Raw genomic sequence first — 25,474 nt, 5'->3', positions numbered from 1 at the left:
GTAGACGAACGGCGCGGTTGCGCGCAGAACGCACGGCAGGCCGGCTCCGCTCATCACGCAGAGGGCTGCGCCGTGCCGCTCGAGCAGCTCGTAGACGCCGTCGTCGAACCAGCTGGCGTGGCGCGGCTCGACGACCACCCTCAGCCACTCGGGCAGCGTGCCGAGAAAGTAGTCGAGGCGCGCATCGTCGCGTTCGAGGTTCGGGGGCAGTTGCACGAGCAGTGGCCCCCTGCGGTCGCCGAGGGCGTGCATCGCGCCCCGGATGCGCTCGGGCCAGGGCTCGGGTGAATAGAGCCGGCGGCCGTGGGTCAGGCCGCGCGGTGCCTTCACCGCGAGCTCGAACCCGGGCGACAGCCTGTCGTGCCACCCCGCGAAGGTGGTGTCTCGCGGCCAGCGGTAGAAGCTGGCGTTCAGCTCGACCGTGTCGAACTCCGCCGCGTAGACCGCCAGGCGCTTCGCGGCCGGCAGCCCGGGCGGGTACAGCACGTCCTGCCAGTGGTCGTAGCTCCAGCCGCTCGTGCCGATGCGCAGGGTCATGGCGCGGGCCGGCTCACGACACAGGGGCGTCGGCGATCTCGACCGACAGCAGACGGTATTCGCGGCTGCGGCCCGTTCGGGTGGCCGAGCAGGTCGACAGCAGCGGTTCCGACAGCGTCTCGGCGAGCATCACCTTGATCGTGGCGGCAGGATACTCGAGCTCGATACGCCAGACACCGTCGGCGAATTGAGCCGAGGTCGGGCCGAGGATGTCGATGCGCTCGTCGTCGAGGGTGGCCCTGGCGTGGTGTTGGGCGGCCTGCACTGCATTCGGCAGCGAGCTTCGGCCGCGGAAGAAGCGTTCGTCGACCCGGCCCTCGAGGTAGCGGGTCACGAGGCCGACCGCATCCGCCCCGTCGGCCCGGCCGTAGTACAGGCCGTGGGGCAGCAGCACGAGGGTTCCGGCGAAGCGGTCACCGCCGAGGTGCGAGCATTCCCACGTCTCGTCGGCGAACGCCTCGGCGAGCGTCTTCACCACCTGGCGACCGCGAACGGCACAGCACTGGTCGTGCCTCGCGTGCGCGCAGACGGCCACGATCGGCTTGTGCGAGGCGACCCCCGTCGACCCGTCGAGAGGCACGTCGAGCAGCTCCTCGGCGGTCTCCACCCAGCCCCACCTCACGCTCTCTGATCCGGGACGGGAATCGACATACGCCCAGCGGTAGCCGTCTTGAGGCGTGCGCTTGCCGGTTCTGCGAATGGCGAGCGGTCGCATCCCCAGGCTCTCGACCCGCTTCACCAGCGCGCGACCGACATCGACGGGCAGCGTCGACTCGAGAAAAGCGTGCTGGCCCCAGGCACCCGAGATCTCGACGAGAAACCATTCCGTTCCGCGAGATCCCGTGCCGGGCAGGGGGTCGCCGCGCTCGCGGGAGCGGTCGCTGCACGGTCGCCAGTCGGGTAGCACGGTGCGCGCGCTGAGGTCGGTCACGCCCCGAGCACCAGAACGCCCTCGCGCACGAGCCGACGGCACACCACGATCGCGTCGTCGGAATCGAGCCCGGGCAGCTCGCCCACTGCCGTCGCCTCGCCCAGCAGCAGCTGCTCGAGCGCGGCCTGCGCCACGAGCGGAAGAGAGAGCCTGCGGGCGCCCGCCGTGAGCTCGACCGTGTCGCCGCTCGCGCCGACCCTGCCCGCCAGACCCCGACGCCAGCGCACGACGGAAGCCGCGTCGAGGCGCGCGAGCCCCGCGACGGTCGCGAGCGGCCTCACCGGTTCTGGTCGGGTGATGTTCGTGAATCGGCGGGCGAGGGATGCCGCGGCAGCGTCGGGTGTCACGGGGTCGCTGTGGATGGCGGCCACGAGATCGGCCAGCGTCTCGGCGAGCACGTCGGCCAAGGCATCCGGGTCGTCGAGGTCGAGGCCCAGCGGCAACGACGACCGAAGGGATGCGTCGGCGCGCGTCTTCGCGATCGCCTGCGCCACGAGATCGGCCCGCGTGAAGGCGCTCACGCCGATGGTGAGGTGCACCGAGGTGTCACCGAGCGCCTCGGCGGAGTGGATCCACCCGCGCGGCAGGTAGAGGGCGTCGCCGGGGCGCAACACCTCGTCGATGACGGGTTCGTTGTGCGCCTCTCGGGCAACGGCCGTCGAGTGTTGCGACCAGGGCTGGTCGGCGAGCGGGTCGGGATGCACGGGGGAGTGGATTCGCCAGCGCTTCTCTCCCGCGATCTGCAGCACGAACACGTCGTGCACGTCGTAGTGCGGATCGAAGCCGCGCGACGACGCCGGCGTCACGTAGGCGTTGACCTGAACCGGATGCCCGAGGTCTGAGACGAGCCGCGTCGTGAAGTCGATGATCGGAGGCCAGGTGCGGTGCAGGCCCTGCAGAACGATCGTGGCGCCGGCCGCGAACTCGGCGAGCACCTTCTCGGAGGAGACCTGGTCGGCGATCTCGGCCCCGAAACCGCCCGGAGCGGTAAACCTGTCTTTCGCCAGCACCTGACCTTCAGTGGCCATGCGCATGAACGGAGTTCGGAGCCCGCGCTCGGAGACGAGCTCGTCGACGGCCTCCGAAGAGAAGAGATCGGAGAAGTCGCTCTCGAGTGAGTCGGCGGGCGAGAGCAGGGGCTTCTTTCCCCAGTGGTCGTCGGCGAACTCATCGACACCGACGGTGATGCAGCGAGAAAGCGCGGGTCGATTTCTCGACCCGCGCTTCGCCCTCGCTTCGTGAGGGCTGGGGTTCATCACGCCGATCCGTCGGCTCCGCCGTCGTGGCCGCCGGGGTTGGCTCCGCCGTCAGCGGTGCCCTCTCCCTCATCGGCCGATCCGTCGGCTCCGCCATCGTGGCCGTTGGGGTTCGCGCCGCCGTCTGCCGGGCCTTCGCCCGCAGAAGCCGCGCCATCCGCACCGCCGTCGTGGCCGCCTACGTTGGCTCCGCCATCGGCGGGGCCTTCGCCTGCGTTATCGGTTGCTGATGTGATGTCCTCGTCGTTGATACCCATCGGTTCTCCTCCCACGGTGGATGTCTGGCCACCATCTGAGAACACGCTACTCCCGTCGACCGACAGCGCGGGAGGGGCTGGACAGATGTTGCTCGAACAGGTGAACGGCGCGCAAGTAGGCAAGAATGAACGGCATGAGCAACAGCTATGCCCAGGCCGGCGTCGACACCCACGCCGGAGACCTCGCCGTCGAGCTGATGAAGGCGGCGGTCTCGACCACGCACGGCCCCCAGGTCGTCGGCGGTTTCGGCGGATTCGCGGGCCTGTTCGATGTGACCGCGCTCAAGCAGTTCGACCGCCCACTGCTGGCCACGTCGACCGACGGCGTGGGCACGAAGGTGGCCATCGCACAGGCGATCGACAAGCACGACACGATCGGGCAAGACCTGGTGGGGATGGTTGTCGACGACATCGTCGTCGTCGGTGCCACCCCGCTCTTCATGACCGACTACATAGCCTGCGGCAAGGTCGTTCCCGAGCGCATCGCCGACATCGTCGCGGGCATCGCACGGGCCTGCTCCGACACGGGCACGGCGCTCGTCGGTGGAGAGACGGCCGAGCACCCGGGCCTGCTCGGCCCCGACGACTACGACGTGGCGGGTGCCGCGGTCGGCGCGGTCGAGGCCGACGCCCTGCTCGGCGCGCACCGCGTCGAAGACGGCGATGTCGTGCTCGCGCTCGCGTCCTCCGGGCTGCACTCCAACGGATTCTCGCTCGTGCGTCACATTCTCACCTCGCGTGGTATCGGCTACTCCGATACGTCGGCCGAGCTCGGCGGGATAGTAGGCGAGGTGCTGCTCGAGCCCACCCGCCTGTACACCTCGCCCCTGCTGCGTGTGCTCGGCGACCCGGCGCTGGATGGTGCCATCCACTCGCTGTCGCATGTCACGGGCGGCGGCATCGCCGCGAACCTCGCCCGGGTACTGCCACAGGGGTCGTGGGTCGAGATCGAGCGGTCGACCTGGTCGCCCGCGCCCGTCTTCCGAGTGCTGTCAAACCTCGCGGGGTCGACCCTCGAGAGCTCGGAGGGCACCTGGAACCTCGGCGTCGGAATGTTCGCCGTGGTCGAGGCCGATGCCGCTCGGTCCGTGGCGGAAGCCCTGACGGCCGACGGCATCCCGACCTGGCTGGCGGGTGTCGTATCGATCGGCGACCGCGACCTGGTGGGCTTCGAGCAGGGCGCGAAGGGCGTCGACGGCGGCGCGGTTCGACTTGTCGGATCGTACGTCGACTGAGAACGCATGACGACAGAGACTGAGACTGGTAACGGGAGACGTCCTCCCCGATTCACCTCCGATGTGACGCGCGGCTACTTCGCGGTCTTCATCGCGTTCGTACCGATGATGGTGGTGCCGTTCGTGCTGGTGTCTGCAGGCTACAGAAACAACACCCTCTTGATCGTCTGCGGAATCTTCACCGCCTGGATCGTCATTGCGCTTCTTCTGGCGTTTCTTCCTGCCCTGATCTTCGGCCGGGCGACGGGTCACGACCTCGAGCGCTGGCTGGCTGCAACAACCCCGCCCCCCGGGAAGCGCCTCATGTGGTCGTTGAACGGCGGCGGCGCCGTGAGTTGGGCATTCACGGGATCCGCCGTGGCCGTCGGCGCGGTCATCGGGGTCTCTCGCAACGCCGACCTCCGATCGGAGCCGGTCGTGGTCGTTCTCGCGATCCTCGTGGTCGTCGGCTCGCTGCTCGTCACGATGTCGGCGTTCGCGGTGCGCTACGCGCGCGAGAACGCGGTCGCTGGAGGCGCCGAGTTCGCCGACACCGAGCATCCGAGATTCGTCGACTACGTGTACCTGGCGATTCAGGTCGGCACGACCTTCTCCGCCTCCGACGTCACCATCACCACATCGCGCATGCGCAACATCGTGTCGGCGAACAGTCTGATCGCGTTCGCGTTCAACACCGTCGTGATCGCTCTGCTCGTCAGTGTTCTTCTGACTTCCGTCACCTGATTCGCCTAATATGCGTGCACGAGAATATAACGGGTCGATAACGGGGCCTTGAGATCGAGCGAGCAGCGACGCTACTGTCGGTGAGCACGCCAACCCGGGCGTTCACGACCAGGAAGGGAGTTGATGGCAATGGACAAGATCGATGCGATCGCGACACGCGATTCCCGCACGGTTTCCCTTATCCCGGCGCTCCTCCCTTCGGTACTCATCGACTGAACCGAAGTCCTGCGGCGCCTCCACTTCTCTCGGAGGACACGCTCGTGTTTCGTTCAACAACCGGTGCCGACCTCGGCGCCGTTCTCTCTTTCTCATCGCCCGGGCCCGGCCCGTGGGTCGACGCCCTGCAGTTTCTCGCCGGCCAGAATGCCGGCACGTACCGTGACGAGTGGACCTGGCTCGCCTTTCTCGACGGGCGCCCGCTCGCCCGCGGCATCTGGTGGGGCCCGGCCTCGTCACCGCACCCGACCCGGCTCGACTGCCTGCTGGTCGATCCGAGCCTGCCGCATCCGGAGGTGTGGAGCGGGGCACTCGTGCGATCGGCGATGCGCGCGTTCGCTGAGGCGGGGCCGCCTCTGCTGACCGAAGCGGCGTATGTGCCACGCCAGGCCATCATCAATGCTCTCAGTCGGTGAGTCGCGCCAGCAGTTCGCGGTAGCGCGCGGCGGTCTGCTCCACGATCTGCTGAGGCAGGGCGGGGGGCGGGCCGGCCGACGCGTCTGTCGCGTTCCAGTTCGCCGCCAGCCAGTCGCGAACGATCTGCTTGTCGAAGCTGGCGAGACGGTCGCCCGCAGCGTAGGCCTCGGCATCCCAATAGCGGCTCGAGTCGCTCGTGAGCACCTCGTCGGCGAGGGTGATCGCGCCCGAGTCGCGATCGGCGCCGAACTCGAACTTGGTGTCGGCGAGGATCACTCCACGGGCCTCGGCGATGACGGATGCCTGCCGGTAGATCGTGAGCGAGAGGTCTCGCAGGCGTTCGGCGACCTCGGCTCCGACCAGCTCGACCGTGCGCTCGAACGTGATGTTCTCGTCGTGTTCGCCCAGCTCGGCCTTGAACGCCGGGGTGTAGATGGGCTCGGGAAGCCTGTCGCCGTTCTCGAGCCCGGGGGGCAGCGCGACACCGCACACCGACTGAAACTCGAGGTACTCCTTCCAGCCCGAGCCCGAGAGGTAGCCGCGAACGACGCACTCGATCGGAAACATGTCGAGCGGCTTGACGAGCATGGCCCGCCCGGCGACCTCGGTCGGCACGTCGCCCTGATCGCCGACGAGGTGGTTCGGAACGTCTGACAGCTGGTCGAACCACCAGAGGCTCAGAGTGGTCAGCAGTTCGCCTTTGCCCGGAATGCCGGGTTCGAGCACGTGGTCGTAGGCGCTCACTCGGTCGCTCGCCACCACGAGCAGAGTCTCGGCGTCGTCGATGTTCACGGCATCCGTCGGAATGTAGAGGTCGCGCACCTTGCCGCTGTAGACGTCGGTGAAGCCGTCGATCTCGATCGTCATGCCTGTGCCACCTTGTCGGCGATGTCGCTGCGGTGCTGTGAACCGTCGAGCCCGATCAGGTCGACCGCCTCGTATGCCCGGCGCCTGGCCTCGGCGAAGTCGGATGCGGTCGAAACCACGCTGAGCACGCGGCCACCCGTGGCGACGAGTACGCCGTCGCGCACGGCGGTCGCCGCGTGGGCGATGTGCGTACCGGCCACGGCTTCGGCCTCGACGAGGCCCGTGAGCACGCGCCCGGTCACGGGAGCACCCGGGTAGTTCTCGCTCGCGACGACGACGGTGACCGCGACGTCGCTCGAGAACGACGGACGCGGCTGGTCGACGAGAGTGCCGCTCGCGGCGGCGAAGAGGAGCTCGCTGAGCGGCGTCTCGAGTCGGGGGAGGACTACCTGGGTCTCGGGATCGCCGAACCGTGCATTGAACTCGATGACACGAATTCCGTCGCGGGTGAGGATCAGGCCGCAGTACAGGAGGCCGATGAACGGCTTCTCTTCTGAAGCGAGCTGTTTGATCGTGGGCAGGGCGATGGTGTCGATGACCTCGTCGACGAACGCCTGCTCGCTGCCGAATCGGTCGTCGAGCCAGGGAAGCGGCGAGTACGCGCCCATTCCGCCGGTGTTCGGCCCCGCGTCGCCGTCGCCGAGCCGCTTGTAGTCTTGGGCAGGCGACAGCGGGCGAACAGTGTGACCGTCGCTGAGCAGGAAGAGCGACACCTCTTCTCCGTCGAGGAACTCTTCGATGAGCACGTCGCCGTGCCCCAGCCAGTAGTGCGCGTGCTCGATCGCCGCATCGCGGCTCTCGGTGACCAGAACGCCTTTGCCCGCGGCCAGACCGTCGGCCTTGACCACGTAGGGCGCACCGAACTCGTCGAGGATTCGCTCGGCGTCGGAGAGCGTGCCGGCCCTTTCGGCGCGACCGGTCGGAACCCCGGCTTCGGCCATGATGTGCTTGGCGAAGGTCTTGCTGCCCTCGAGCGCGGCTGCCTCACGGCTCGGCCCGAACACCGGAATTCCTCGACTGCGCAGCGCGTCGGCGACCCCCGCGATCAACGGTGCCTCCGGACCGACGACGACCAGGTCGATGTCGCCGTCCTGCGCGAACTCGACCACCGCATCCGGGTCGTCGGCGTCGATGCCGACGACAGGAACGACGAGCGCGATGCCCGCGTTGCCCGGCGCCGCGACGATGTCGTGCTGACCGCGCTCGGCAAGGAGCGCGGTGATGATGGCATGCTCGCGCGCGCCGGATCCGAGGACGAGAATCTTCACAGGCACAGTTTAGCTTCGGCCACCCCGCGTTCTACGCTGGTGCCATGGCGAAGACACGCATCCGCACCCTCGACGGCGAGGCGGCCATCGCCAGCACTACTGCAGAGGGGGCCGCCGCGTCGCGCGACGCGACCGCCACGGCCACGCGCTACCTGCTTCAGTGTCTCGCCGACGCCGCTCAGGGCAACACCGTCGAGGTTCGAGTTCCGCCGTTCGGCGCGGTGCAGTGCATCGAGGGCCCCGGTCATACCCGCGGAACCCCGCCGAACGTGGTCGAGATGGATGCCGCCACCTGGCTCGATCTCGCAACGGGGCGGCTGTCGTGGGCCGCCGGAATCGCCGCCGCGCGCATCCACGCATCGGGCCAACGCGCAGACCTCACCGGCTACGTGCCGGTCGAGCGCCCGTAGTTCAGGTGTCACGGGTGGCGGGCTGTCAGTCGCGCACGGCCGCGATCGCCTCGACCTCGACCAACTGGTTCGGGTAGCCGAGAACCGTCACCCCGAGAAGCGTGCTGGGCGCATCGTGGTCGCCGAACGCGTCGCGCACGACATTCCAGGCGGTGACGAGGTCGGGCCGCTCGGTCGTGGCGACGAGAATCCGGGTCGATAGCACGTCTGCGAGGCAGGCTCCGGCTGCCGCGAGTGCAGTTTCGAGATTCTCGATGCAGAGCCGCGCTTGGGCCGCGATGTCGCCTTGCGCGGTGACGTCGCCGGCGAGGTCGAGGGGGCAGGCGCCCGCGAGGAATACCAGGCGCGCGTCGGCCGGGGCCGTCGAGGCGTACGCGTACGGGGCGGTCGATGCGAGGAGATCCGAGCGGATGAGCGAGACGACGGACATGCGTCAAGCCTAGCGACGCGGTTCGGGCCGACTCAGAAGCCGACCGCCATGCGGATGCCGAGGGCCAGCATGACCACGGCGATCACGGCATCCAGGATGCGCCACGAATTCGGGCGGGCGAAGAACGGGCGGAGAAGCCGGGCGCCGAAGCCCAGGGCGCTGAACCACAGCACGCTGCCGATCATCGCGCCCGCGGCCCACCACCAGCGCTCCTCAGCACCCTGCTGATTGGCGACAGAACCGAGAAAGACCACGGTGTCGAGGTAGACGTGGGGGTTGAGCCAGGTCAGGGCCAGGGTCGTCAGGGCCGCGGTCTTCAGCGAGATCGACCCCTGCTGTGCCGCCGGCTCGAGCGCCTGCGGGCGGAACACGCGGCGCGCGGCCATCAGCCCGTACACGATGAGGAACCCCGAGCCCAACACGCGAATGACCACGAGCGCGATCGGCGCCTTCTCGATGACCACCCCGATGCCGAGCACGCCCGCCGCGATGAGAAGGGCATCCGACACGGCGCAGATCGTGACGATGACGGCGACGATACGCAGCCGTCCAGCGATTCCGAGGCGCAGCACGTAGGCGTTCTGCGCGCCGATCGCGATGATCAGTGCGAGACCGGTGCCGAGTCCGAAGAGGGCAGGCAGAAGCGACGTTTCGAACAGCATGATCTCTCGACCATAAGAGCCGTTTCAGCATTCGTACAGCTAATCTTTCTTAGTAGAGATTAGAGGAGCTAATGACGGGTTTTCAGTTGGATCATCTGCAGACGCTCGTGGCGCTCGTCGAGGAGGGAACGTTCGAGGCGGCGGCGCAGAGGCTCCGGGTGACCGCGTCGGCGGTGTCTCAACGGGTGAAGGCGCTGGAGCGGGCGGCAGGTCGGGTGCTGGTGCAGCGCTCGAATCCCGTGCTGGCCACCGAAGCCGGATCGGTCGTGCTTCGCCTCGCACGGCAGGTCGCACTTCTCGATACGGATGCCCAGACGGCCCTGCATGCGGGCGGTGTCGAGAAAGCGGCGTTTTCCGTCGCCGTGGCCGTCAACGCCGACAGCCTGGCGACCTGGTTTCTCGACGCAGTGGCGTCTGTAGCCGAGTCGGGCGCAGTGCTCTTCGACATCTACCGGGAGGACCAGGAGCACACGACGTCGTTACTGCGCTCGGGAACAGTGATGGCCGCTGTGACCTCGACGGCAAACGCCGTGCAGGGATGCAGCGTCGAACCCCTCGGGTCGATGCGGTACCGGGCGGTGTGCACGCCGAGGTTCCAGGCCCGGCACCGGATCGCGCCGGGCGACGCCGCGGCACTGGCCCGCGCGCCGAGAGTCGACTTCGACAGGCGCGACGAGTTGCAGGCGGACTTCGTGCGGGGTACGTCGGGGCGGGATGCCGCGGCTGCACAGGCTCGGCACTTCGTTCCTACCTCGAGCGACTTCGCTCGAGCAGTCGCGCTCGGCTTCGGGTGGGGCATGCTTCCCGAGCAGCAGTGCGAATCCGAACTCGGTGCGGGGAGTCTTCTCGAGCTCGCACCGGGCGAATACACCGAGGTGCGCCTGTTCTGGCAGCGCTGGAATCTCACGTCCACGCTGCTCGACACGGTCACCGAGGCTGTGCGTCGGGGCGCGCGGGCGTCGTTGCACGAGTTCGGCAGGCGCTAGCGAGCGCTGGTCGAGACGACGATCGTGGTGTCGTACTCGTCGGAGTACTCGGCGCGGCTCGCGAACCCCTCCCGTTCGAACAGTTCGACCGAGTGCGGGGCCTGCCGCTCGCTCGCCTCGACGAGCACGTGGCCGCCCGGCGCGAGCCATTCCATCGCCGCTGCCGCGACGCGGCGCTGCACGTCGAGACCGTCGTCGCCGCCGTCGAGCGCGAGTTGCGCCTCGAAGAGCCGGGCCTCCGGCGGCATCGAGCCGATCGCATCCGTCGGCACGTAGGGGGTGTTGCAGACGATCACGTCGACGAGTCCGCGCAACGTATCGGGGAGGGGATCGAACAGGTCGCCGCAGATGACGACGGTCGGCGGCGGCAGGTTGCGCCTCGCGGTGGCGACGGCGGCCCGGTCGATGTCGGCCGCGTAGATCTCGGGTGCGCTTTTCGACGTCGACGTCGACAGCGACTCGCGGATCGCCAGGGCGATCGCGCCCGAGCCGCAACAGAGGTCGAGAACGACCGGATGCTCGTACTCGCGCGCCAGTTCGGCGGCGCGAGTCGCGAGGAACTCGGTTCGGCGCCGCGGAACGAAGACCCCCTCGTCGACCAGAACCCGCACTCCGGCGAACTCGGCCCAGCCGAGCAGATGCTCGAGAGGAACGCCCGAGACGCGTCGGGCCACGAGGGCATCGAGGGCGTCGCTGTCGCTCGCCGCGTCGAGCAGCAGGTTCGCCTCGTCTTCGGCGAACACGCATCCAGCCGAACGCAGGGTGAGCACGATCCGGTCGAACTGCGTCAGACGGTCGAAGGTCATCAGCTGATTATGGTCGCCGGGCACGGGAATCGCCCGACAATGTGCGAGACAATGGGGTGTGGCTCTTCCCGACGAATCGACCCTTCCCGCTTCTGCAGCTGCGACTCATGACGTGGTGGTGCGACGTTCGCCGCGCTACGTGCGCTTCATCGTGGTGGGTGTCGTCTTCGCCATCCTGCTCACGCTGATTTTGACGTTCGTCTTTCCTGAGCAGCCAAATTATTCGCGCGCGCAGGTCTTCGGCTTCGTCGGAATCATTCTGGTGACCGTGTTCGTAGGGCTCTCGGCGGGCATCGCCGTTGTCGTCGACCGTGCGTCGAACAGGCGCGCGCGCACCGTCGTCATGACCACGAGCGAACAGGTCGCCGTGGCTGACGAAGAACCGGGCCAGTTGCCGAAGGGCTAGGCGCGTTTCTTCTGCGGCTCGTCGGAGTCGAGGAGTTCGGGATTCACCACGATGACGTCGTCGCTGTCGGACTCGTCGTCATCGTCGATCCACTTGGAGTAGTCGGGCTCACCGTCGGAGGGGTGGCTCAATTCGCGCTCGAGCGCGGAGTAGTTGGTGTCGGGACTGAAGTACTTCAGCTCGCGAGCAACCTTGGTGTGCTTAGCTTTTTGACGGCCGCGCCCCATGCGAGACCCCCTCACCTTTCGGGCCGGGGGATGAGAACGCCACCCGGGAGTCGAATAACTTACAAAACTTGCGTCAGTTTAGCACCTACTGCTGCTGCGCCTTCGCGTGTCGGCGTTCCTCTCGCGGAGTGCGCGGAACGGGCCGCACCGGCTCGCCTCGGCGCTCCGACCCGGGCAGCGGGCGTGACCTGCGGCCGTAGATCACCTCCGAGGAGTCGAGCAGCCACGGCACCAGCGCGATCGTGACGCCGTGCACCAGCATCAGACGTTTGCGGATTCGGCGGGCCTTGTGGTTGTGCAGCAGGGTCTCCCACCAGTGGCCGACGATGTAGATGGGGGTGTAGACGGTCACGACCTCGGATCCGTGGAACGAGCGTCGTTTCGCGATGTACTGGCACAGCGGTTCGGCGACGTCGCGGTAGGGCGAGACGATGATCTTGAGCGGCACCGAGATGTTCATCTCCCTCCATGCCTTCTCGAGCGCATCCGTGGATTCGTCGTCGATGGAGAGATGCACGGCCTCGATGCTGTCGTGCTGTGCAGCGATCGCGTAGTCGAGTGCCTTGAGCACGGGCTTCTGCATGCGGCCGACGAGCACGATGGCGTGATCGCCGTCGGCGCCGAATCTGGTGGTCGCGTCGACCTCGATCTCTTTGTTCACGTCGCGGTAGTAGCGGTTGACGCCCAGCATCAGAATGTAGAGCACGGGCATGATCGCGAAGACGAGCCAGGCGCCGTGGGTGAACTTGGTGATGGTGACCACGATCAGCACGACCGCGGTGAGCAGGGCGCCGAATGCGTTGATGGCGAGGCCGCGCCAGACTGCGCCGCGGTTAGCGCATCCGCCTTTCAGCATTGCCCACCAGTGCTTGACCATGCCGGTCTGGCCGAGCGTGAACGACACGAAGACGCCGATGATGTAGAGCTGGATCAGCTGCGTGAGGCTCGCCTGGTAGACCACGAGGATGATCGTGGCGAAGAGACCGAGGATCAGCACGCCGTTCGAGAAGACGAGACGGTCGCCCCGGGTGAGCAGCGATTTCGGGGCGTACGAGTCTTTCGCGAGAACAGATCCGAGAAGGGGAAACCCGTTGAAGGCCGTGTTGGCGGCGAGCAGCAGAACCGCGGCTGTCGAGGCCTGGATCACGTAGAAGAGCACGGAGTTGTTGCCGAAGACGGCCGAGGCGATCTGCGCGATCAGGCTGCGCTGCGGCTGCCCCTCGCAGTTCTCGAAGCCGATGAGGTTGCACGCGTCTTCGGCGTAGTGCACCCGCGCGATCAGGGCGAGGGCGACGAGGCCGGCGAACAGAACGATCGCGATGCTGCCCATCAGCACGAGGGTTCGCTGGGCGTTCTGCACCTTCGGCGTGCGGAAGGCGGGCACGCCGTTCGAGATGGCCTCGACACCGGTCAGGGCGCTGCAGCCGCTCGAGAAGGCTCGCAGCAGAAGAAGGATGACGGCGGCCTGCGCGAGGCCCTCGGCCTTGATGCCGTATCCGGCCGACTCGGCGACGGGCGCGGTGCCGAAGAGGGCCTGGCCGAGGCCGACGACGATCATCAGCGCGACGCTGCCCACGAAGAGATAGGTGGGAATCGCGAACGCCTTGCTCGACTCTGCGACGCCGCGAAGGTTGACGGCGGCGAGCACGATCACGAAGAAGACGGCGATCTCGACCCGGTAGGCGTTGAGAAAAGGCAGGGCCGAGATGATGTTGTCGACGCCCGACGCGACCGACACCGCAACGGTCAGAACGTAGTCGACCAGCAGCGCCGACGCCACCACGAGTCCGGCCTTCTCGCCCAGATTCTTGTGGGCGACCTCGTAGTCTCCGCCGCCCGAGGGGTAGGCCTTGACCAGCTGGCGGTACGACGCCACGACGACCACGAGGAGGAGCACGACGGCGGCCGCGACCCACGGCGCGAAGCTGAGGAACGCGAGGCCGCCGATGAGCAGGATCATCAGCAGTTCTTGCGGCGCGTACGCCACGGAGGAGAGCGGGTCGCTGGCGAAGATGGGCAGTGCGAGCCGCTTCGGAAGAAGCTGCCCTTCGAGTTTGTCGCTCGGAAGGGGTTCGCCGATGAACCAGCGTTTGGCCGACTTGACTTCGTTAGTCACGAGTGAGAACACTACTCCGAGAGCAGCGGGGTCATCGCCCCTCCCATAAGATTGTGGCTTATCCACCCGCTGGCAGCCGGCCGGTGGGCGACTCACGGAAGCCGTTATGCCCACATCTCCTCTTGATTCTGTCATTGCCCTCGCGAAGCGCCGAGGATTCGTCTTTCCGACAGGAGAGATCTATGGCGGCACGCGCAGTGCCTGGGACTACGGCCCCCTCGGTGTCGAGCTCAAAGAGAACATCAAGCGGCAGTGGTGGAAGTTCATGGTGCAGAGCCGCGACAACGTCGTGGGGCTCGACTCCGCCGTGATTCTGCCGCGCCAGGTCTGGGAGGCATCCGGCCACGTCGAGGTCTTCAACGACCCGATGGTGGAGTCGCTCGCGACCAACAAGCGCTACCGAGCCGACCACCTGCTCGAGGCCTACGAAGCCAAGCACGGGCATCCACCGGTCAACGGCCTCGCCGACGTGCGCGACCCCGACACGGGCAATGCGGGCCAGTGGTCGGAGGTCAAGAAGTTCTCGGGAATGTTGAAGACCACCCTCGGTGTGCTCGAAGACGAGTCGGGCATGGCGTATCTGCGGCCCGAGACCGCGCAGGGCATCTTCGTCGACTTCGCCACCGTGCTGAACACCTCGAGGCAGAAGCCGCCGTTCGGCATCGCCCAGGTGGGCAAGGCCTTCCGCAACGAGATCACCCCCGGAAACTTCATCTTTCGCACCCGCGAGTTCGAGCAGATGGAGATGGAGTACTTCGTGCAGCCCGGCACCGACGAAGAGGCGCAACAGTACTGGATCGACCAGAGTTGGGAGTGGTTCATCGGACTCGGCATCGACCCCGAGAACATCCGCCAGTTCGAGCACCCGCAAGAGAAGCTGTCGCACTACTCCAAGCGCACGGTCGACATCGAGTACCGCTTCCAGTTCCCCGGCAGCCAGTGGGGCGAGCTCATGGGTGTCGCCAACCGAACCGACTTCGACCTCAAGACGCACTCCGAAGCATCCGGCACCGACCTCTCGTACTTCGACCAGACCTCGAACGAGCGCTGGATCCCCTATGTGATCGAGCCGTCGTTCGGACTGACGCGCGCGCTCATGGCGTTCCTCGTCGACTCGTACCACGAAGACGAGGCTCCGAACTCGAAGGGCGGCGTCGACAAGCGCACCGTTCTCAAACTCGATCCGCGCATCGCGCCGGTGAAGGCCGCCGTGCTTCCGCTGTCGCGCAATGAGGCCCTGTCGCCGCTCGCGCGCAAGGTGGCCCAGGACCTGCGCCAGAGCTGGAACGTCGACTTCGACGACGCCGGTGCCATCGGCCGTAGGTACCGCCGTCAAGACGAGATCGGCACGCCGTTCGCGATCACCGTCGACTTCGAGTCGCTCGAAGACAACGCAGTCACGGTGCGCGAGCGCGACTCCATGGCACAGGAGCGCGTGTCGCTCGACCGCCTGCAGGCATACCTCGCGGAGCGCCTCATCGGCGCGTAGCGTTCAGTTGTCGGGGTTGCCGTCTTCGTCGCCCTCGTTGGCGCTGCCGTCGAGGGTGCCGAACAGGCCCCGGCCGTGCATCACGAGGGCCGCGAACGCCTGCTCGTAGGTGTCGGGAACCCGCGCATCCGGGTTCGCGTACTTGGCCATCAGCAGGCCGATCAGGCCTTTCGCTGGGCTGGAGAGCTTCTTTGCGCGGTGCTCCGGCGCATTCGGGTCGAGGTTCTCGTCGGGGTTCGGCGGAACGTAGTGCGGCATGGTCGTCGGCCAGTCCGACACCGGGCGAGGCGACCTGCGATTGATCGCGTTGAACATGTCCATCGACTCCGCGTCCCTGTTCGTCAGCGGCGCGAGTCCGTGCTGCCGCGACAGCGTGGCGACGAGGGCGCTGTGCTGCATCGGGTCGTTGATGATGGTGTTCTTCTGCGTGTAGGCCGAGATCGCAATCGCCGGAACGCGGCCTCCGAGGCGGTCGAAGCCGAAGCCCATCTCGCCCTGCTTGCCGTCGCCGGGGGGAACGGCAGCCCCGGGCGGAACGTGATCGTACGTACCCCCATGCTCGTCGAAGGTCACGAACAGCATCGTGTTCATAGCATTCGACCCGGTCGGGCTCGTCGAATTCTTGATGGCCGAATAGATGTAGTGCAGCAGCGCCTCGCCGGCCCGCACGTCGGACACCGCGCCATCGAGCACGTCGTCGCCGAAGCCGTCGGACCCCTCACGGAGCACGCCGTAGGGCGGGTGCATGTCGTTGTGATTGAAGACCATGCGGGGCTCGATGAAGGAATAGGCGGGCAGGTTTCCGCTCTCGACGTCGAGGTAGAACTGGTCGAGGGTGCGAAAGTTCGACTTCCAGTACTTCTCCGTGGCGGGCGCGTGCAGCACCCCGGTCATCGATACGAGCTGGGCGGCGTCGTAATAGACGCGCCACGGGATGCCCGCCTCCTCGAGTCGATTGAAGACCGTGGGCGCATCCGCCCTGTCTGGGTCGAGCCACTTCTCATAGCCGCCGTCGCCCTGGTTGGTGACGAAGCCGTGCGACGTGGCGGCGTGGAAGAACGAGCGGTTGCAGAACGTCTGCGACGGCACGGCGCAGTGCCAGTGATCGTAGACGGCGAACCCCTTGGCCAGCGTCGAGAACACCGGAAGCATCTCGGGGGAGAACCCGCCCATGGCCAGTGAGTACTGCTCGCGGTTCGGCTTCTTCGTGCCGCCCGAGAGGTGCTCGTAGTTCTCGACGTAGTCGGTGACGAAGCCCTTCATGGTGGCCTCGGCGCCGAACGGCGGAGTGTTGTGGTTGGCGGCGTCGACCGTTCCGAAGAACTGCGTGTTGACATGCGGGTACGCCTCACCCGGGTCGGGGTGCGGGCTCGACATGATGATGTCGGTCGATCCGCCGTAGACGTGGGCCTTCACGTCGGGATGCCCGTGGGGCGCCGGGTTCGAATAATCGCCCTGGTGCAGGCCGTCGAACGATGCTCCAGCGGGAATCTCGTCGTCGCGATACAGCCAGCCGAGGAGATTGTCGAACGAGCGGTTCTCGTACATCAGCACGACGATGTGCTCGAACGCCTTCCTCGGCGTGGCCTCGTCGGGTTCGAAGTCGAGCTCAGGGTTGCCGGCGCCCACCATAGCTCCGATAGCGGCGCCCCCCGCGCCTCCGGCGACGGCGCCCGCGGCGAAGATTCCGGCACTCTGCAGGAATGCGCGCCTCGACGGCGACGCGGGCCCGGCAGACGTGCCGGATGCCGGGGGCTGGGCAGAAGCGGCACGTTTTCGCGGGAACGGAGGCATCGCATCGATCGATTCACGGAGCGGAAGTGGTCACTTTCATAGTACCGAGCGAGTTTTTCGATTTCGAGCTTGACATTGACGCAACGTCAAGGTCTAGCGTGAAACTACACCCACCGAGGCACGCACGAAGAAGGGAGCCGCTCGTGGACTGGTCTATCCAGCAGATCGCCAAACTGGCGGGAACCACGTCGCGAACGCTGCGCCACTACGGCGACATGGGGCTGCTCGAACCGAGCCGGATCGCGCCCAACGGATACCGCCACTACGACGAGCAGGCGCTCGTTCGGCTGCAGCGCATCCTGCTGCTCCGAGAGCTGGGGCTCGGTTTGCCCGCCATCGCGAGCATTCTCGAGAACCAGCCCGACGCATCCATCGCCCTTCGTGCTCATCTCGACTGGTTGCGGCAGGAGCGCCGACGCATCGACCAGCAGCTCGCCGCGGTGGAAACGACGATTCGACGAATGACAGGAAAGGAAGAACTGATGGCTGAAGAGATGTTCACCGGCTTTGCGCACGTGCGCCACGAAGACGAGGTGTCGACGAGGTGGGGCGCCGCGGCGTTCGCCTCGGGCGACGAGTGGTGGCGCGCCAAGTCCGCCGACGAGAGGGCGGCGTTCCAGGATGCGCAGGCGCGGGTGGCCGCCGACTTCGGCGCGGCGGCGCAGGCCGGGCTATCGGCCGGCAGCGACGAGGCGCAGGTCATCGCGCGGCGGCACGTCGACCTGCTCGCCGAGGTTCCGGGCACGCCGGGGTATCCCGACGGCCCGACCCTCGAGTACCTGCGGGGCCTCGGCGAGCTCTATGTGTCAGACGACCGATTCGGCGCAGTCTACGACGCTCACGGAGCAGGTACCGCGGAGTTCGTGCGCGCGGCGCTGGTCGAGTTCGCGGGCCGGATCGCCGGCTGAGGCCGCGCCCCGAAGAGAGGAAGGGTGATGCTGCACAGGGGGCCGATCAACAGGGCGAAGGCCAGCGTGCCGAGCCCCACGTTGCCGCCCAGCAGCCAGCCGGCGAGCAGCACGCTGGCCTCGACCCCCGTGCGGCCCACCCAGATCGGCCATCCGGTTCGATCGTGGATGCCGGTCATCAGCCCGTCGCGCGGGCCCGGTCCCAGCCGGGCGCCGATGTAGATGCCGCTGGCGACGGCGAGGAGCACGAGCCCCCCGGCGAACAGTCCGATCTGCGCCCAGATCGTGGGCATGGGCGGCAACAGCCAGAGGCCGAGCTCTAGAACCGGGCCGAGCATCAGCACGTTCAGCACCGTTCCGACGCCCGGTCTCTGCTTCAGCGGAATCCAGAGCAGCAGTACGCCGCCGCCCACGATGATCGTCAGGAGTCCGATTCCGAGCCCGGTTCGCGCTGCGAGACCCTGCGCGAAGACGGTCCACGGATCGATGCCGAGTGCTGCCCGCACCATCATCGAGAGGGCGAACCCGTAGAGGGCGAGGCCGACGATGAGCCGGGCGAAGCGGCTGAAGAGCGATGACGTCATATAAGCATCCAATTGCCGAATTGGCCTGAGATCAAGAAGCCAATTTTGCTAAGGTGGCTGCATGTCCGACGCACTCCTGGGTACCCGAGCCCTGCGATCGCTCCTCGGCGACTGGAAGGGCGGCGGCGGGCCTCTCTATCAGGCGCTGTTCGACCGCATCCGCCTTCTTGTTCTCGATGGCCGAATACCCGCGAATACTCGACTTCCCGCCGAACGCGAGCTCGCCAACGCGCTCGACGTGAGTCGAACGCTCGTGTCCAGCGCTTATCGAGAACTGCGCGAGGGCGGTTACACGATCAGCATCCGGGGCTCGGGCAGCGTGACGCGTGTGCCCGGGCGGGCGAGCCTGGCCGTCGATTCCGGCGGCGGCTTCCTCGACTTCACGAAAGCGGTGATGCCCGCGAGCCCCGGTATCGCGCTTGCCACGCAGCAGTCGATGGACGACTTCGGGCGCTACCTGCAAGGACCCGGCTACAACTTCGAGGGCATTCCCGAGTTGCGCGACGCCGTGGCCGCTCGCTATGCCGCGCGTGGGCTTGCTACGACGAGAGATCAGGTGCTCGTGACGACCGGCGCCCAGAGCGCCATCGCCCTGTTGTCACGGGTACTCCTCGGCCGAGGCGACCGCGCCCTGGTCGAGCTTCCGAGCTATCCCCACGCCTACGAGGCGCTCGCTCTCGCGGGCGCACGACTCGTGCCGGTGAATGTGACGGCCGGTGAGGGGTGGGACACGTCGGCGCTGGAACAACTCATGCGGCGCACGAACCCCGCGGTGGGCTACCTGATGCCCGATTTTCACAATCCCACGGGCGAGTCGATGTCTGTCGAGCTGCGCGAGCGCACCATCGACCAGGCGGTGCGGGCGGGAACGACGCTGCTCGTCGACGAGACGTCTGGCGAGCTCGACATAGACCGCACCGAAGACTTCCTTCCCTTCGCCGCCTATGCGACGCCCGGCGACGAGCACAGCGTCGTCACGATCGGGTCTGTCGGCAAGACCATCTGGGACGGCCTGCGCGTGGGCTGGATCCGCGCGGAACCCGGGCTCATCCGCACCCTCGCGGCGGCCCGGCCCGCCAGCGACCTCGGCACCCCCGTTCTCGAGCAGCTCATCGTCACGCGCATGCTCGCCGACATGCCGGAAATTCTCGGCGTGCGCCGCGAGCAGCTTCGGACAGGGCGCGACCGGGTGCTGCAGCTCGTCTCCGAACGTTTTCCGTCGTGGAACGCGCCCCGGGTGGCCGGCGGCCTCGCCAGCTGGGTGGGGCTCGGTTCGCCCGTGTCATCGCAACTGGCCCTCGCCGCACGTGCCGAGGGGCTGTTGATCACGGCCGGGCCCCGTTTCGGGCTCGACGGCGCCCTGGAACGGTTTCTGCGCATCCCGCTCGGCTACCCGACGGCCCAGCTCGAACAGGGCATGGATGCGCTGGATCGCGCGTGGCAGACCATCATGCGCAACCCGGATTCCGGCGCGCAGGCTTACGGCGACGTGGCCTGACGCGTCAGAGTGGCTGCGCAGGGTTGCTGCGCCAGAGCTGCTGCGTCAGGAGTCGGCGGGCGGCGGAACGGGGGCCTCCGTCGCCGCGTCGAGATCGGGGTAGTCGGCCGTGCTGGTCGATGCGACCGGTTTCGGAGCCTGGAGGTGCCTGGTCTTCTCTGCGATCGTCTCGACCAGTTCGGCATCGAACGGGTCATCGACATCGGTCTCGACCTCTTCGACCACGAACTGGCTCGCCGGCCCGAGCAGCAGCTGGGTGTGCCCCGCAACGCCCGCATCGCTGATGCTCGGAACGTCGAGGGTGTCGCTCGACTCCTGTCGGGCGAGCTCGCTCGCATACTCGAGAACGGCATCCGCCAGGTGGTCGCCGGTCATCACGGCACCGCCGCTGTAGAGGATCCTTTTCATACTTCGATCCTCGCGAGGACGATGCGGGGTTTCAACTCATTGCGCTCATCGGCTGTTCGCCGTAAGCATCGGCCGGTGTTCGGGGCGCGTTGCGGCTGTACCATGCCGGGATGTCATAGTGGACTCTGTTCGCGAACCGGCCTGTGCGCCGCTCGACAGAAGGTACCCTGTGCATTTTCTCGCCATCCTCAGCATGAAGAACCGCGCGCTGATCGCGCTCGTCACGATCGTGGCGGCCGTCTTCGGCGGCCTCGCGCTGACCAGCCTGAAGCAGGAACTCATCCCGTCGATCGAGTTTCCGCAGCTCGCGGTGCTGACCAACTACCCCGGCGCGTCGCCAGCGGTCGTCAACGACGACGTCTCCGTGCCCATCGAGACGGCCATTCAGGGCGTCGCCGGCATCGAGACGACCACGGCCACATCGAGCACGAACCTCTCGATCATCAGCGCCACCTTCACCTACGGCACCAATCTCGCGACTGCCGAGCAGAAGATCAACCAGGCGATCAACCGCATCAAGTCGACCCTGCCCGAAGACCTCGACCCTCAGGTGCTCTCCGGCGGAATCGACGACTTTCCTGTCGTGCAAATCGCGGTCACTCCGGCCGACGGCGCCACCGACACGAAGGCGCTCGCGGCACTGCTGCGCGCGAACACCCTGCCCGACATCTCCGACGTGCCCGGGGTGCGTGACGCCCAGCTGGTGGGCGACATCGGCCAGCGCGTCACGATCACCCCCGATCCCGCGGCGCTGGCTGTCGCTGGCCAGTCGTCGCAGGCGATTCGGGATGCCGTCAGCGACAACGGGCTGCTGATTCCGGCGGGGTCGCTGACGGAAGGCGATAAGACCCTTTCGGTGCAGGCCGGAACGAAGCTCTCGAGCGTCGAAGACATCGAAAGCCTGCCACTCCAAGGGGCGCTCAAGCCGGAGGGCGGAATCTACACGATCGCCGACGTGGCCACTGTGGCACTGACCGACAACCCGGTGACCTCGATCTCGCGGGTCGACGGCAAGCCGGCGCTCACCATCGCCATCACCAAGCTGCCCGCGGCGAACACCGTCGAGGTGTCGAACGCGGTTCAAGATCTGCTGCCCGAACTCAAGTCCGCCCTCGGGGGCGCCACCTTTACGGTGGTCTTCGACCAGGCTCCTTACATCCAGCAGTCGATCACGGCGCTCACCGAAGAGGGCCTGCTCGGGCTGTTCTTCGCCGTGGTCGTCATCCTCGTGTTTTTGCTTTCGGTTCGGTCGACCCTCGTCACCGCCATCTCCATTCCCACGTCGCTGCTCATCACGTTCATCGGCCTGCAGACCGCGGGGTATTCGCTCAACATCCTCACCCTCGGCGCGCTCACGATCGCGATCGGCCGGGTGGTCGACGACTCGATCGTGGTGATCGAGAACATCCGGCGCCATCTCGCGTCACCCGACGGCGTTGCGCGCATGCAGGGCACAACCGATCGCGCGGGCACCGCGAGGGCCGCCATCATCGTAGAGGCGGTGCGCGAGGTCGCCGGCGCCATCACCGCGTCGACCATCACCACCGTCGCCGTCTTCCTGCCGATCTCGTTCGTCGAGGGAACGACGGGCGAACTCTTCCGGCCGTTCGCGCTGACGGTCACCATCGCGCTGCTCGCCTCCCTCGTGGTCGCGCTCACGATCGTGCCCGTTCTCGCCTACTGGTTTCTGCGATCGCGCGCACCGAAGGCGCATGCGCACGACGTCGCATCCGCCCCCGTGGTGCCGGTCGACCCGGCCACGGGGCTGGAGTCGCGCCGTGCGAGGCGCCAGGAACAGCTCGTGGTCGAGGAGGAGAAGCCGACGGCCCTGCAACGGCGCTACCTGCCCATCCTCGAGGGCACGTTGAAGCGGCCTGTGATCACCCTCGTCTCGGCGGCGCTGCTGCTGATTCTCACACTCGGCCTCACGCCGTTCATGAAAACGAACTTCCTCGGTTCGAGCGGCCAGAACACCCTCACCGTCACTCAGACGGTTCCCGTCGGCACGAGCCTGGATGCGCAGAACACGGCCGCGGAATCGGTCGAGAAGGCGCTGCTCGGCATCACGGGCATCGAGACCGTGCAGCTCAGCATCGGCTCGAGCGGCTCGGCGCTGCGCGACGCCTTCGTGGGCGGCGGAGCCGGGGCGATCACCTACTCGATCACGACCGACGAGAGCGCCGATCAGGATGCCTTGACCGAGACTGTTCGAAAGACGCTCGAGAAGACGAGCGACGCGGGCGACATCACGGTGGCGGCCTCTGCTGGATTCGGAACGTCGAGCGACATCGCCATCGATGTGACCGCGACCAGCGCGGGTGACCTGCAAACGGCATCCGATGCCATTCTCGCGAAGGTGTCGAAACTCGACGCGATCACGCAGAGCGAGAGCAACCTCAGTAATTCGAGGCCATACATCGCCGTGACCGTAGATCGGTCGAAGGCCTCCGAGGCCGGGCTCAGCGAGATGATCGTGGGCGGCCTCGTGTCGCAGGCCATGCAGCCGCAGACCATCGGAACGATCTTCATCGACGACGCGAGCTACTCGATCTACATCCAGTCGCAGACGTCGCCGGCGACCGTCGACGAGCTCGCCGGTCTGCAGATCTGGACTCTGACGGGGATGGTGCGACTCGACTCGCTCGCAACGGTCGCGACCGTCGACGGGCCCGCATCCATCACCACGGTCAAGGGCGTTCGCACGGCCACGATCACGGCGACGCCGGCCAGCGACAACCTCGGAACGGCCAGTTCCGAGGTGCAGGCCGTCGTCGACGCGACGACGCTGCCCGCGGGGGCCACCGCCTCACTCGGTGGTGTGACCAGTGACCAGGGCGAAGCGTTCAGCCAGCTCGGCATCGCGCTGCTCGTCGCCATCCTGATCGTCTACGTCGTGATGGTCGCCACATTCCGCAGCCTCCTGCAGCCCCTGCTGCTGCTCGTGTCGGTGCCGTTCGCGGCGACCGGAGCGATCATTCTGCAACTCGTGTCGGGCATCCCGCTCGGCGTGCCGTCGATCATCGGCGTGCTGATGCTCATCGGAATCGTGGTGACCAACGCCATCGTGCTCATCGACCTCGTGAACCAGTACCGCGAAAAGGGCCGCTCCGTGCGCGAGGCCCTGATCGATGGGGCGAGTCGCAGGCTCAGGCCGATTCTCATGACCGCGTTGGCCACGATCTTCGCGCTGCTTCCCATGGCGATCGGGCTCACCGGTCACGGAGGGTTCATCTCGCAGCCGCTCGCGCTGGTGGTCATCGGCGGACTCATCTCGTCGACCGTGCTGACTCTCGTCGTGCTGCCGGTGCTGTACTCGGTCGTCTACGGCTCGCTCGAGCGACGCGCGCTGCGCCGTAACGAACGCGAACAGGGCGAAGGCCGACGTGCACCCGGGCCGCGCCGGTCGAGCGACGAGCCGGTAGCCGAGCAGCTCGGAGCGCATGTTGGTGAATAATGCACGACCGACGACGTAACACCAGGAAATGAGCCATCGGGCCGCCTGAGCGCCTCCTATGATCATGGTGAACATCGTCAGATTCACGAGGAGCACATCATGACAACGCCCCAGGCCGGATACTCCGGCGCCGTACCCCTTTCGGCGCCTCTCTACGGCGCCACGCTCGGCGATGCCGTGCGTCGGTTCTTCACGAAGTACGCCACGTTCAGCGGTCGCGCGAGCCGCAGCGAGTACTGGTGGTGGTTCCTCGTCTCGTTCGTCGTGTCGGGTGTACTTCAACTGCTCGCCGTCGTCACAGGTGGCCCGGGCGGGGTGGCGGCCGACGACACCTACCAGGCTCCCGGTGCAGGCTACGTGATTTTCAGCATCATCACGCTGATCTGGGCGCTCGCCACGCTCATCCCCAGCATCGCCCTGCTGGTGCGTCGCCTGCACGACGGCAACTTCTCGGGATTCTTCGCGTTCCTCGGGCTGATCCCGTTCGTCGGCGGCATCATCATCCTGGTTCTGACGCTGCTTCCTTCGAAGCCCGAGGGTGCACGCTTCGACGTCTAGCCGTTTTCGCTTTTCTCTATTCGTTTGATCGCATGCGAGGCCACAGTGGCCTCGCATGCGGTCGTTAAGCCATATTCGCCGGCGCAGCTAGTGACAAGAAGGCGTGCGACGTGTAACGTTTACAGGTCGGCTCTAGACACCGCGATTTCGTCGCGGAAGGGTTTGTAAGTCTGGTGGGCCGGTTTCCCAAGTCAGTGTATGGACGCACTGGCCAGCGGTCATTCGTGACGTATGCGAATATCCCCGTTGCTCAAGAGGAATGTCAACGTATGACACGGCCCCGGACTGAAGATATTCCGGGTTCTCGCAAGCAACAGCCAATTCGGGCTGTCGTTTTGCCATGCACTCTAATAAAACCCGGAAAGAATTATGCCTAAATCCAACAAGTCCGGCGGCTTCAAGCCTGCCAAGAACTACGTGCCCAACGGCTCGAAGTCGGCCAGCAGGTCGCCCGGCCACCGCGGCTACGAGGCGGCCCCCGCATCCGGCGCCCCCAAGAAGGCGCGCTGGAACGCCGACGAGCGTGCGGCGCGTGCCTCCGAGCGTCCCGCCTACAGCAACGAGCGTCCGTCGTATGGTGACCGTCCGCAGCGCAGCAGCAGCGAGCGTCCGTCGTATGGTGACCGTGCGCAGCGCAGCAGCAGCGAGCGTCCGTCATACGGTGACCGTCCGCAGCGAACGGAGCGTCCGGCCTATGGTGACCGTCCGCAGCGCAGCAGCAGCGAGCGTCCCTCGTATGGTGACCGCCCGCAGCGCAGCAGCAGCGAGCGTTCGTCGTATGGTGACCGCCCGCAGCGCAGCAATGACCGTCCGTCGTACGGTGACCGTCCGCAGCGCACGGAGCGTCCGGCCTACGGTGACCGCCCGCAGCGCAGCAGCAGCGAGCGTCCGTCGTACGGTGACCGCCCGCAGCGCAGCAATGACCGTCCGTCGTACGGTGACCGTCCGCAGCGCAGCAACGACCGTGGCTCGGACTTCTACCCGAAGCGCGACGACCGTCCCACGACGGGACACGCTCCGGTGGATGACGT

General features: G+C 66.9%; 25 protein-coding genes and 1 pseudogene. 12 read left to right on the top strand and 14 right to left on the bottom strand.

Annotation, left to right across the window (positions count from 1 at the left end):
- The 4 genes from ACE5CZ_RS02825 to ACE5CZ_RS02810 all read right to left on the bottom strand — a co-directional run.
- Positions 1–537 (bottom strand): DUF72 domain-containing protein (locus ACE5CZ_RS02825; RefSeq protein WP_374945848.1); only part of this gene is annotated, 537 nt, incomplete at its 3' end.
- A 13-nt stretch (positions 538–550) separates the two neighbouring features.
- Positions 551–1,468: a sucrase ferredoxin gene (locus tag ACE5CZ_RS02820; protein WP_374945847.1), complete on the bottom strand. Its 918-nt coding sequence runs from the start codon at positions 1,466–1,468 to the stop codon at positions 551–553.
- Positions 1,465–2,724, bottom strand: a complete 1,260-nt coding sequence (locus ACE5CZ_RS02815) for a cupin domain-containing protein (RefSeq protein WP_374945846.1) — start codon at positions 2,722–2,724, stop codon at positions 1,465–1,467. Before ACE5CZ_RS02815 ends, ACE5CZ_RS02820 begins: the two co-directional genes overlap by 4 nt.
- On the bottom strand, positions 2,724–2,981 hold the full coding sequence (locus tag ACE5CZ_RS02810) for a BatC protein (RefSeq protein ID WP_374945845.1): 258 nt from the start codon (positions 2,979–2,981) through the stop codon (positions 2,724–2,726). The genes ACE5CZ_RS02815 and ACE5CZ_RS02810 overlap by 1 nt, the downstream gene beginning before the upstream one ends.
- 134 nt (positions 2,982–3,115) lie before the next feature.
- Here ACE5CZ_RS02810 and purM point away from each other — a divergent pair, with 134 nt between their 5' ends.
- The 3 genes from purM (at position 3,116) to ACE5CZ_RS02795 (ending at position 5,571) form a co-directional block, all read left to right on the top strand.
- Complete coding sequence (purM, locus tag ACE5CZ_RS02805) at positions 3,116–4,216, top strand: phosphoribosylformylglycinamidine cyclo-ligase (RefSeq protein WP_374945844.1); 1,101 nt, start codon at positions 3,116–3,118, stop codon at positions 4,214–4,216.
- A gap of 63 nt (positions 4,217–4,279) precedes the next feature.
- Positions 4,280–4,939, top strand: coding sequence for a DUF1345 domain-containing protein (locus ACE5CZ_RS02800; protein ID WP_374945843.1), 660 nt, complete (start codon positions 4,280–4,282; stop codon positions 4,937–4,939).
- 260 nt (positions 4,940–5,199) lie between these two features.
- Entirely contained in the window at positions 5,200–5,571 is a 372-nt protein-coding gene (locus tag ACE5CZ_RS02795; RefSeq protein ID WP_374945842.1) for a hypothetical protein, read from the top strand.
- Here ACE5CZ_RS02795 and ACE5CZ_RS02790 read toward each other — a convergent pair.
- Both ACE5CZ_RS02790 and purD read right to left on the bottom strand, forming a co-directional pair.
- Positions 5,561–6,439, bottom strand: a complete 879-nt coding sequence (locus tag ACE5CZ_RS02790) for a phosphoribosylaminoimidazolesuccinocarboxamide synthase (RefSeq protein ID WP_374945841.1) — start codon at positions 6,437–6,439, stop codon at positions 5,561–5,563. The genes ACE5CZ_RS02795 and ACE5CZ_RS02790 overlap by 11 nt on opposite strands.
- Entirely contained in the window at positions 6,436–7,707 is a 1,272-nt protein-coding gene (gene purD, locus ACE5CZ_RS02785; RefSeq protein ID WP_374945840.1) for a phosphoribosylamine--glycine ligase, read from the bottom strand. Before purD ends, ACE5CZ_RS02790 begins: the two co-directional genes overlap by 4 nt.
- Positions 7,708–7,751: 44 nt before the next feature.
- Between purD and ACE5CZ_RS02780 the strand changes: the two genes are divergently transcribed.
- On the top strand, positions 7,752–8,117 hold the full coding sequence (locus tag ACE5CZ_RS02780) for a sterol carrier family protein (RefSeq protein WP_374945839.1): 366 nt from the start codon (positions 7,752–7,754) through the stop codon (positions 8,115–8,117).
- A gap of 25 nt (positions 8,118–8,142) precedes the next feature.
- On the opposite strand, the gene ACE5CZ_RS02775 is transcribed toward ACE5CZ_RS02780, so the two are convergent.
- Together ACE5CZ_RS02775 and ACE5CZ_RS02770 are read right to left on the bottom strand one after the other, a co-directional pair.
- The gene (locus ACE5CZ_RS02775; protein WP_374945838.1) at positions 8,143–8,547 is read right to left on the bottom strand and encodes a RidA family protein; all 405 of its coding nucleotides are present in this window, start codon (positions 8,545–8,547) and stop codon (positions 8,143–8,145) included.
- Between the two features lie 32 nt (positions 8,548–8,579).
- Positions 8,580–9,209, bottom strand: a complete 630-nt coding sequence (locus tag ACE5CZ_RS02770) for a LysE/ArgO family amino acid transporter (protein ID WP_374945837.1) — start codon at positions 9,207–9,209, stop codon at positions 8,580–8,582.
- Positions 9,210–9,280: 71 nt separating this feature from the next.
- Between ACE5CZ_RS02770 and ACE5CZ_RS02765 the strand changes: the two genes are divergently transcribed.
- The gene (locus tag ACE5CZ_RS02765; RefSeq protein ID WP_374945836.1) at positions 9,281–10,195 is read left to right on the top strand and encodes a LysR family transcriptional regulator ArgP; all 915 of its coding nucleotides are present in this window, start codon (positions 9,281–9,283) and stop codon (positions 10,193–10,195) included.
- Here ACE5CZ_RS02765 and ACE5CZ_RS02760 read toward each other — a convergent pair.
- Complete coding sequence (locus ACE5CZ_RS02760; protein WP_374945835.1) at positions 10,192–11,001, bottom strand: putative protein N(5)-glutamine methyltransferase; 810 nt, start codon at positions 10,999–11,001, stop codon at positions 10,192–10,194. The two genes, ACE5CZ_RS02765 and ACE5CZ_RS02760, sit on opposite strands and share 4 nt — an antisense overlap.
- Positions 11,002–11,059: 58 nt before the next feature.
- Between ACE5CZ_RS02760 and ACE5CZ_RS02755 the strand changes: the two genes are divergently transcribed.
- Positions 11,060–11,407: a hypothetical protein gene (locus ACE5CZ_RS02755; RefSeq protein WP_374945834.1), complete on the top strand. Its 348-nt coding sequence runs from the start codon at positions 11,060–11,062 to the stop codon at positions 11,405–11,407.
- On the opposite strand, the gene ACE5CZ_RS02750 is transcribed toward ACE5CZ_RS02755, so the two are convergent.
- The gene (locus ACE5CZ_RS02750) at positions 11,404–11,634 is read right to left on the bottom strand and encodes a DUF3073 domain-containing protein (protein WP_374945833.1); all 231 of its coding nucleotides are present in this window, start codon (positions 11,632–11,634) and stop codon (positions 11,404–11,406) included. The two genes, ACE5CZ_RS02755 and ACE5CZ_RS02750, sit on opposite strands and share 4 nt — an antisense overlap.
- Before the next feature lie 85 nt (positions 11,635–11,719).
- Positions 11,720–13,750 (bottom strand): APC family permease, encoded by a 2,031-nt coding sequence (locus ACE5CZ_RS02745; RefSeq protein ID WP_374945832.1) that lies wholly within the window; start codon positions 13,748–13,750, stop codon positions 11,720–11,722.
- 106 nt (positions 13,751–13,856) lie between these two features.
- Here ACE5CZ_RS02745 and ACE5CZ_RS02740 point away from each other — a divergent pair, with 106 nt between their 5' ends.
- Positions 13,857–15,239, top strand: coding sequence for a glycine--tRNA ligase (locus ACE5CZ_RS02740; RefSeq protein ID WP_374945831.1), 1,383 nt, complete (start codon positions 13,857–13,859; stop codon positions 15,237–15,239).
- A 3-nt stretch (positions 15,240–15,242) separates the two neighbouring features.
- Here the strand turns inward: ACE5CZ_RS02740 and ACE5CZ_RS02735 are convergent, their stop codons facing one another.
- Positions 15,243–17,033 carry an alkaline phosphatase family protein gene (locus ACE5CZ_RS02735; protein WP_374945830.1) on the bottom strand — a complete coding sequence of 597 codons (1,791 nt, stop codon included), beginning with the start codon at positions 17,031–17,033 and terminating at the stop codon, positions 15,243–15,245.
- Positions 17,034–17,176: 143 nt separating this feature from the next.
- Between ACE5CZ_RS02735 and ACE5CZ_RS02730 the strand changes: the two genes are divergently transcribed.
- The gene (locus ACE5CZ_RS02730; RefSeq protein WP_374945829.1) at positions 17,177–17,941 is read left to right on the top strand and encodes a MerR family transcriptional regulator; all 765 of its coding nucleotides are present in this window, start codon (positions 17,177–17,179) and stop codon (positions 17,939–17,941) included.
- On the opposite strand, the gene ACE5CZ_RS02725 is transcribed toward ACE5CZ_RS02730, so the two are convergent.
- Positions 17,872–18,525 (bottom strand): YitT family protein, encoded by a 654-nt coding sequence (locus ACE5CZ_RS02725; RefSeq protein WP_374945828.1) that lies wholly within the window; start codon positions 18,523–18,525, stop codon positions 17,872–17,874. The genes ACE5CZ_RS02730 and ACE5CZ_RS02725 overlap by 70 nt on opposite strands.
- Before the next feature lie 61 nt (positions 18,526–18,586).
- Here ACE5CZ_RS02725 and ACE5CZ_RS02720 point away from each other — a divergent pair, with 61 nt between their 5' ends.
- A complete protein-coding gene (locus ACE5CZ_RS02720) occupies positions 18,587–20,023 on the top strand; it encodes a PLP-dependent aminotransferase family protein (RefSeq protein ID WP_374945827.1) in 1,437 nt (478 codons plus the stop codon).
- A gap of 45 nt (positions 20,024–20,068) precedes the next feature.
- Here ACE5CZ_RS02720 and ACE5CZ_RS02715 read toward each other — a convergent pair whose 3' ends face one another.
- The gene (locus ACE5CZ_RS02715) at positions 20,069–20,431 is read right to left on the bottom strand and encodes a hypothetical protein (protein WP_374945826.1); all 363 of its coding nucleotides are present in this window, start codon (positions 20,429–20,431) and stop codon (positions 20,069–20,071) included.
- A 169-nt stretch (positions 20,432–20,600) separates the two neighbouring features.
- Here ACE5CZ_RS02715 and ACE5CZ_RS02710 point away from each other — a divergent pair, with 169 nt between their 5' ends.
- The 3 genes and pseudogenes from ACE5CZ_RS02710 to ACE5CZ_RS02700 all read left to right on the top strand — a co-directional run.
- On the top strand, positions 20,601–23,885 hold the full coding sequence (locus ACE5CZ_RS02710; RefSeq protein WP_374945825.1) for an efflux RND transporter permease subunit: 3,285 nt from the start codon (positions 20,601–20,603) through the stop codon (positions 23,883–23,885).
- 99 nt (positions 23,886–23,984) lie between these two features.
- Positions 23,985–24,443 (top strand): DUF805 domain-containing protein, encoded by a 459-nt coding sequence (locus tag ACE5CZ_RS02705; RefSeq protein WP_374945824.1) that lies wholly within the window; start codon positions 23,985–23,987, stop codon positions 24,441–24,443.
- Between the two features lie 369 nt (positions 24,444–24,812).
- A pseudogene (locus tag ACE5CZ_RS02700) lies at positions 24,813–25,474 on the top strand (ATP-dependent helicase); the annotation flags it as partial.

It is taken from the genome of Agreia sp., from assembly GCF_964263775.1.
In the GTDB taxonomy this organism is placed as follows: Bacteria; Actinomycetota; Actinomycetes; order Actinomycetales; family Microbacteriaceae; genus Agreia.
Note: the sequence above shows the minus strand (reverse complement) of the source record. Positions and strands in the feature narration are given on the sequence as shown.

What these genes read in the sequence shown, in the direction of transcription:
- ACE5CZ_RS02750 (WP_374945833.1), bottom strand. Translation starts at nt 11,634, where the DNA reads ATGGGGCGCGGCCGTCAAAAAGCTAAGCACACCAAGGTTGCTCGCGAG.
- ACE5CZ_RS02715 (WP_374945826.1), bottom strand. Translation starts at nt 20,431, where the DNA reads ATGAAAAGGATCCTCTACAGCGGCGGTGCCGTGATGACCGGCGACCAC.
- ACE5CZ_RS02725 (WP_374945828.1), bottom strand. Translation starts at nt 18,525, where the DNA reads ATGACGTCATCGCTCTTCAGCCGCTTCGCCCGGCTCATCGTCGGCCTC.
- ACE5CZ_RS02780 (WP_374945839.1), top strand. Translation starts at nt 7,752, where the DNA reads ATGGCGAAGACACGCATCCGCACCCTCGACGGCGAGGCGGCCATCGCC.
- ACE5CZ_RS02735 (WP_374945830.1), bottom strand. Translation starts at nt 17,033, where the DNA reads ATGCCTCCGTTCCCGCGAAAACGTGCCGCTTCTGCCCAGCCCCCGGCA.
- ACE5CZ_RS02765 (WP_374945836.1), top strand. Translation starts at nt 9,281, where the DNA reads ATGACGGGTTTTCAGTTGGATCATCTGCAGACGCTCGTGGCGCTCGTC.
- ACE5CZ_RS02775 (WP_374945838.1), bottom strand. Translation starts at nt 8,547, where the DNA reads ATGTCCGTCGTCTCGCTCATCCGCTCGGATCTCCTCGCATCGACCGCC.
- purM (WP_374945844.1), top strand. Translation starts at nt 3,116, where the DNA reads ATGAGCAACAGCTATGCCCAGGCCGGCGTCGACACCCACGCCGGAGAC.
- ACE5CZ_RS02720 (WP_374945827.1), top strand. Translation starts at nt 18,587, where the DNA reads ATGTCCGACGCACTCCTGGGTACCCGAGCCCTGCGATCGCTCCTCGGC.
- ACE5CZ_RS02770 (WP_374945837.1), bottom strand. Translation starts at nt 9,209, where the DNA reads ATGCTGTTCGAAACGTCGCTTCTGCCTGCCCTCTTCGGACTCGGCACC.
- ACE5CZ_RS02705 (WP_374945824.1), top strand. Translation starts at nt 23,985, where the DNA reads ATGACAACGCCCCAGGCCGGATACTCCGGCGCCGTACCCCTTTCGGCG.
- ACE5CZ_RS02815 (WP_374945846.1), bottom strand. Translation starts at nt 2,724, where the DNA reads ATGAACCCCAGCCCTCACGAAGCGAGGGCGAAGCGCGGGTCGAGAAAT.
- ACE5CZ_RS02810 (WP_374945845.1), bottom strand. Translation starts at nt 2,981, where the DNA reads ATGGGTATCAACGACGAGGACATCACATCAGCAACCGATAACGCAGGC.
- ACE5CZ_RS02790 (WP_374945841.1), bottom strand. Translation starts at nt 6,439, where the DNA reads ATGACGATCGAGATCGACGGCTTCACCGACGTCTACAGCGGCAAGGTG.
- ACE5CZ_RS02760 (WP_374945835.1), bottom strand. Translation starts at nt 11,001, where the DNA reads ATGACCTTCGACCGTCTGACGCAGTTCGACCGGATCGTGCTCACCCTG.
- ACE5CZ_RS02740 (WP_374945831.1), top strand. Translation starts at nt 13,857, where the DNA reads ATGCCCACATCTCCTCTTGATTCTGTCATTGCCCTCGCGAAGCGCCGA.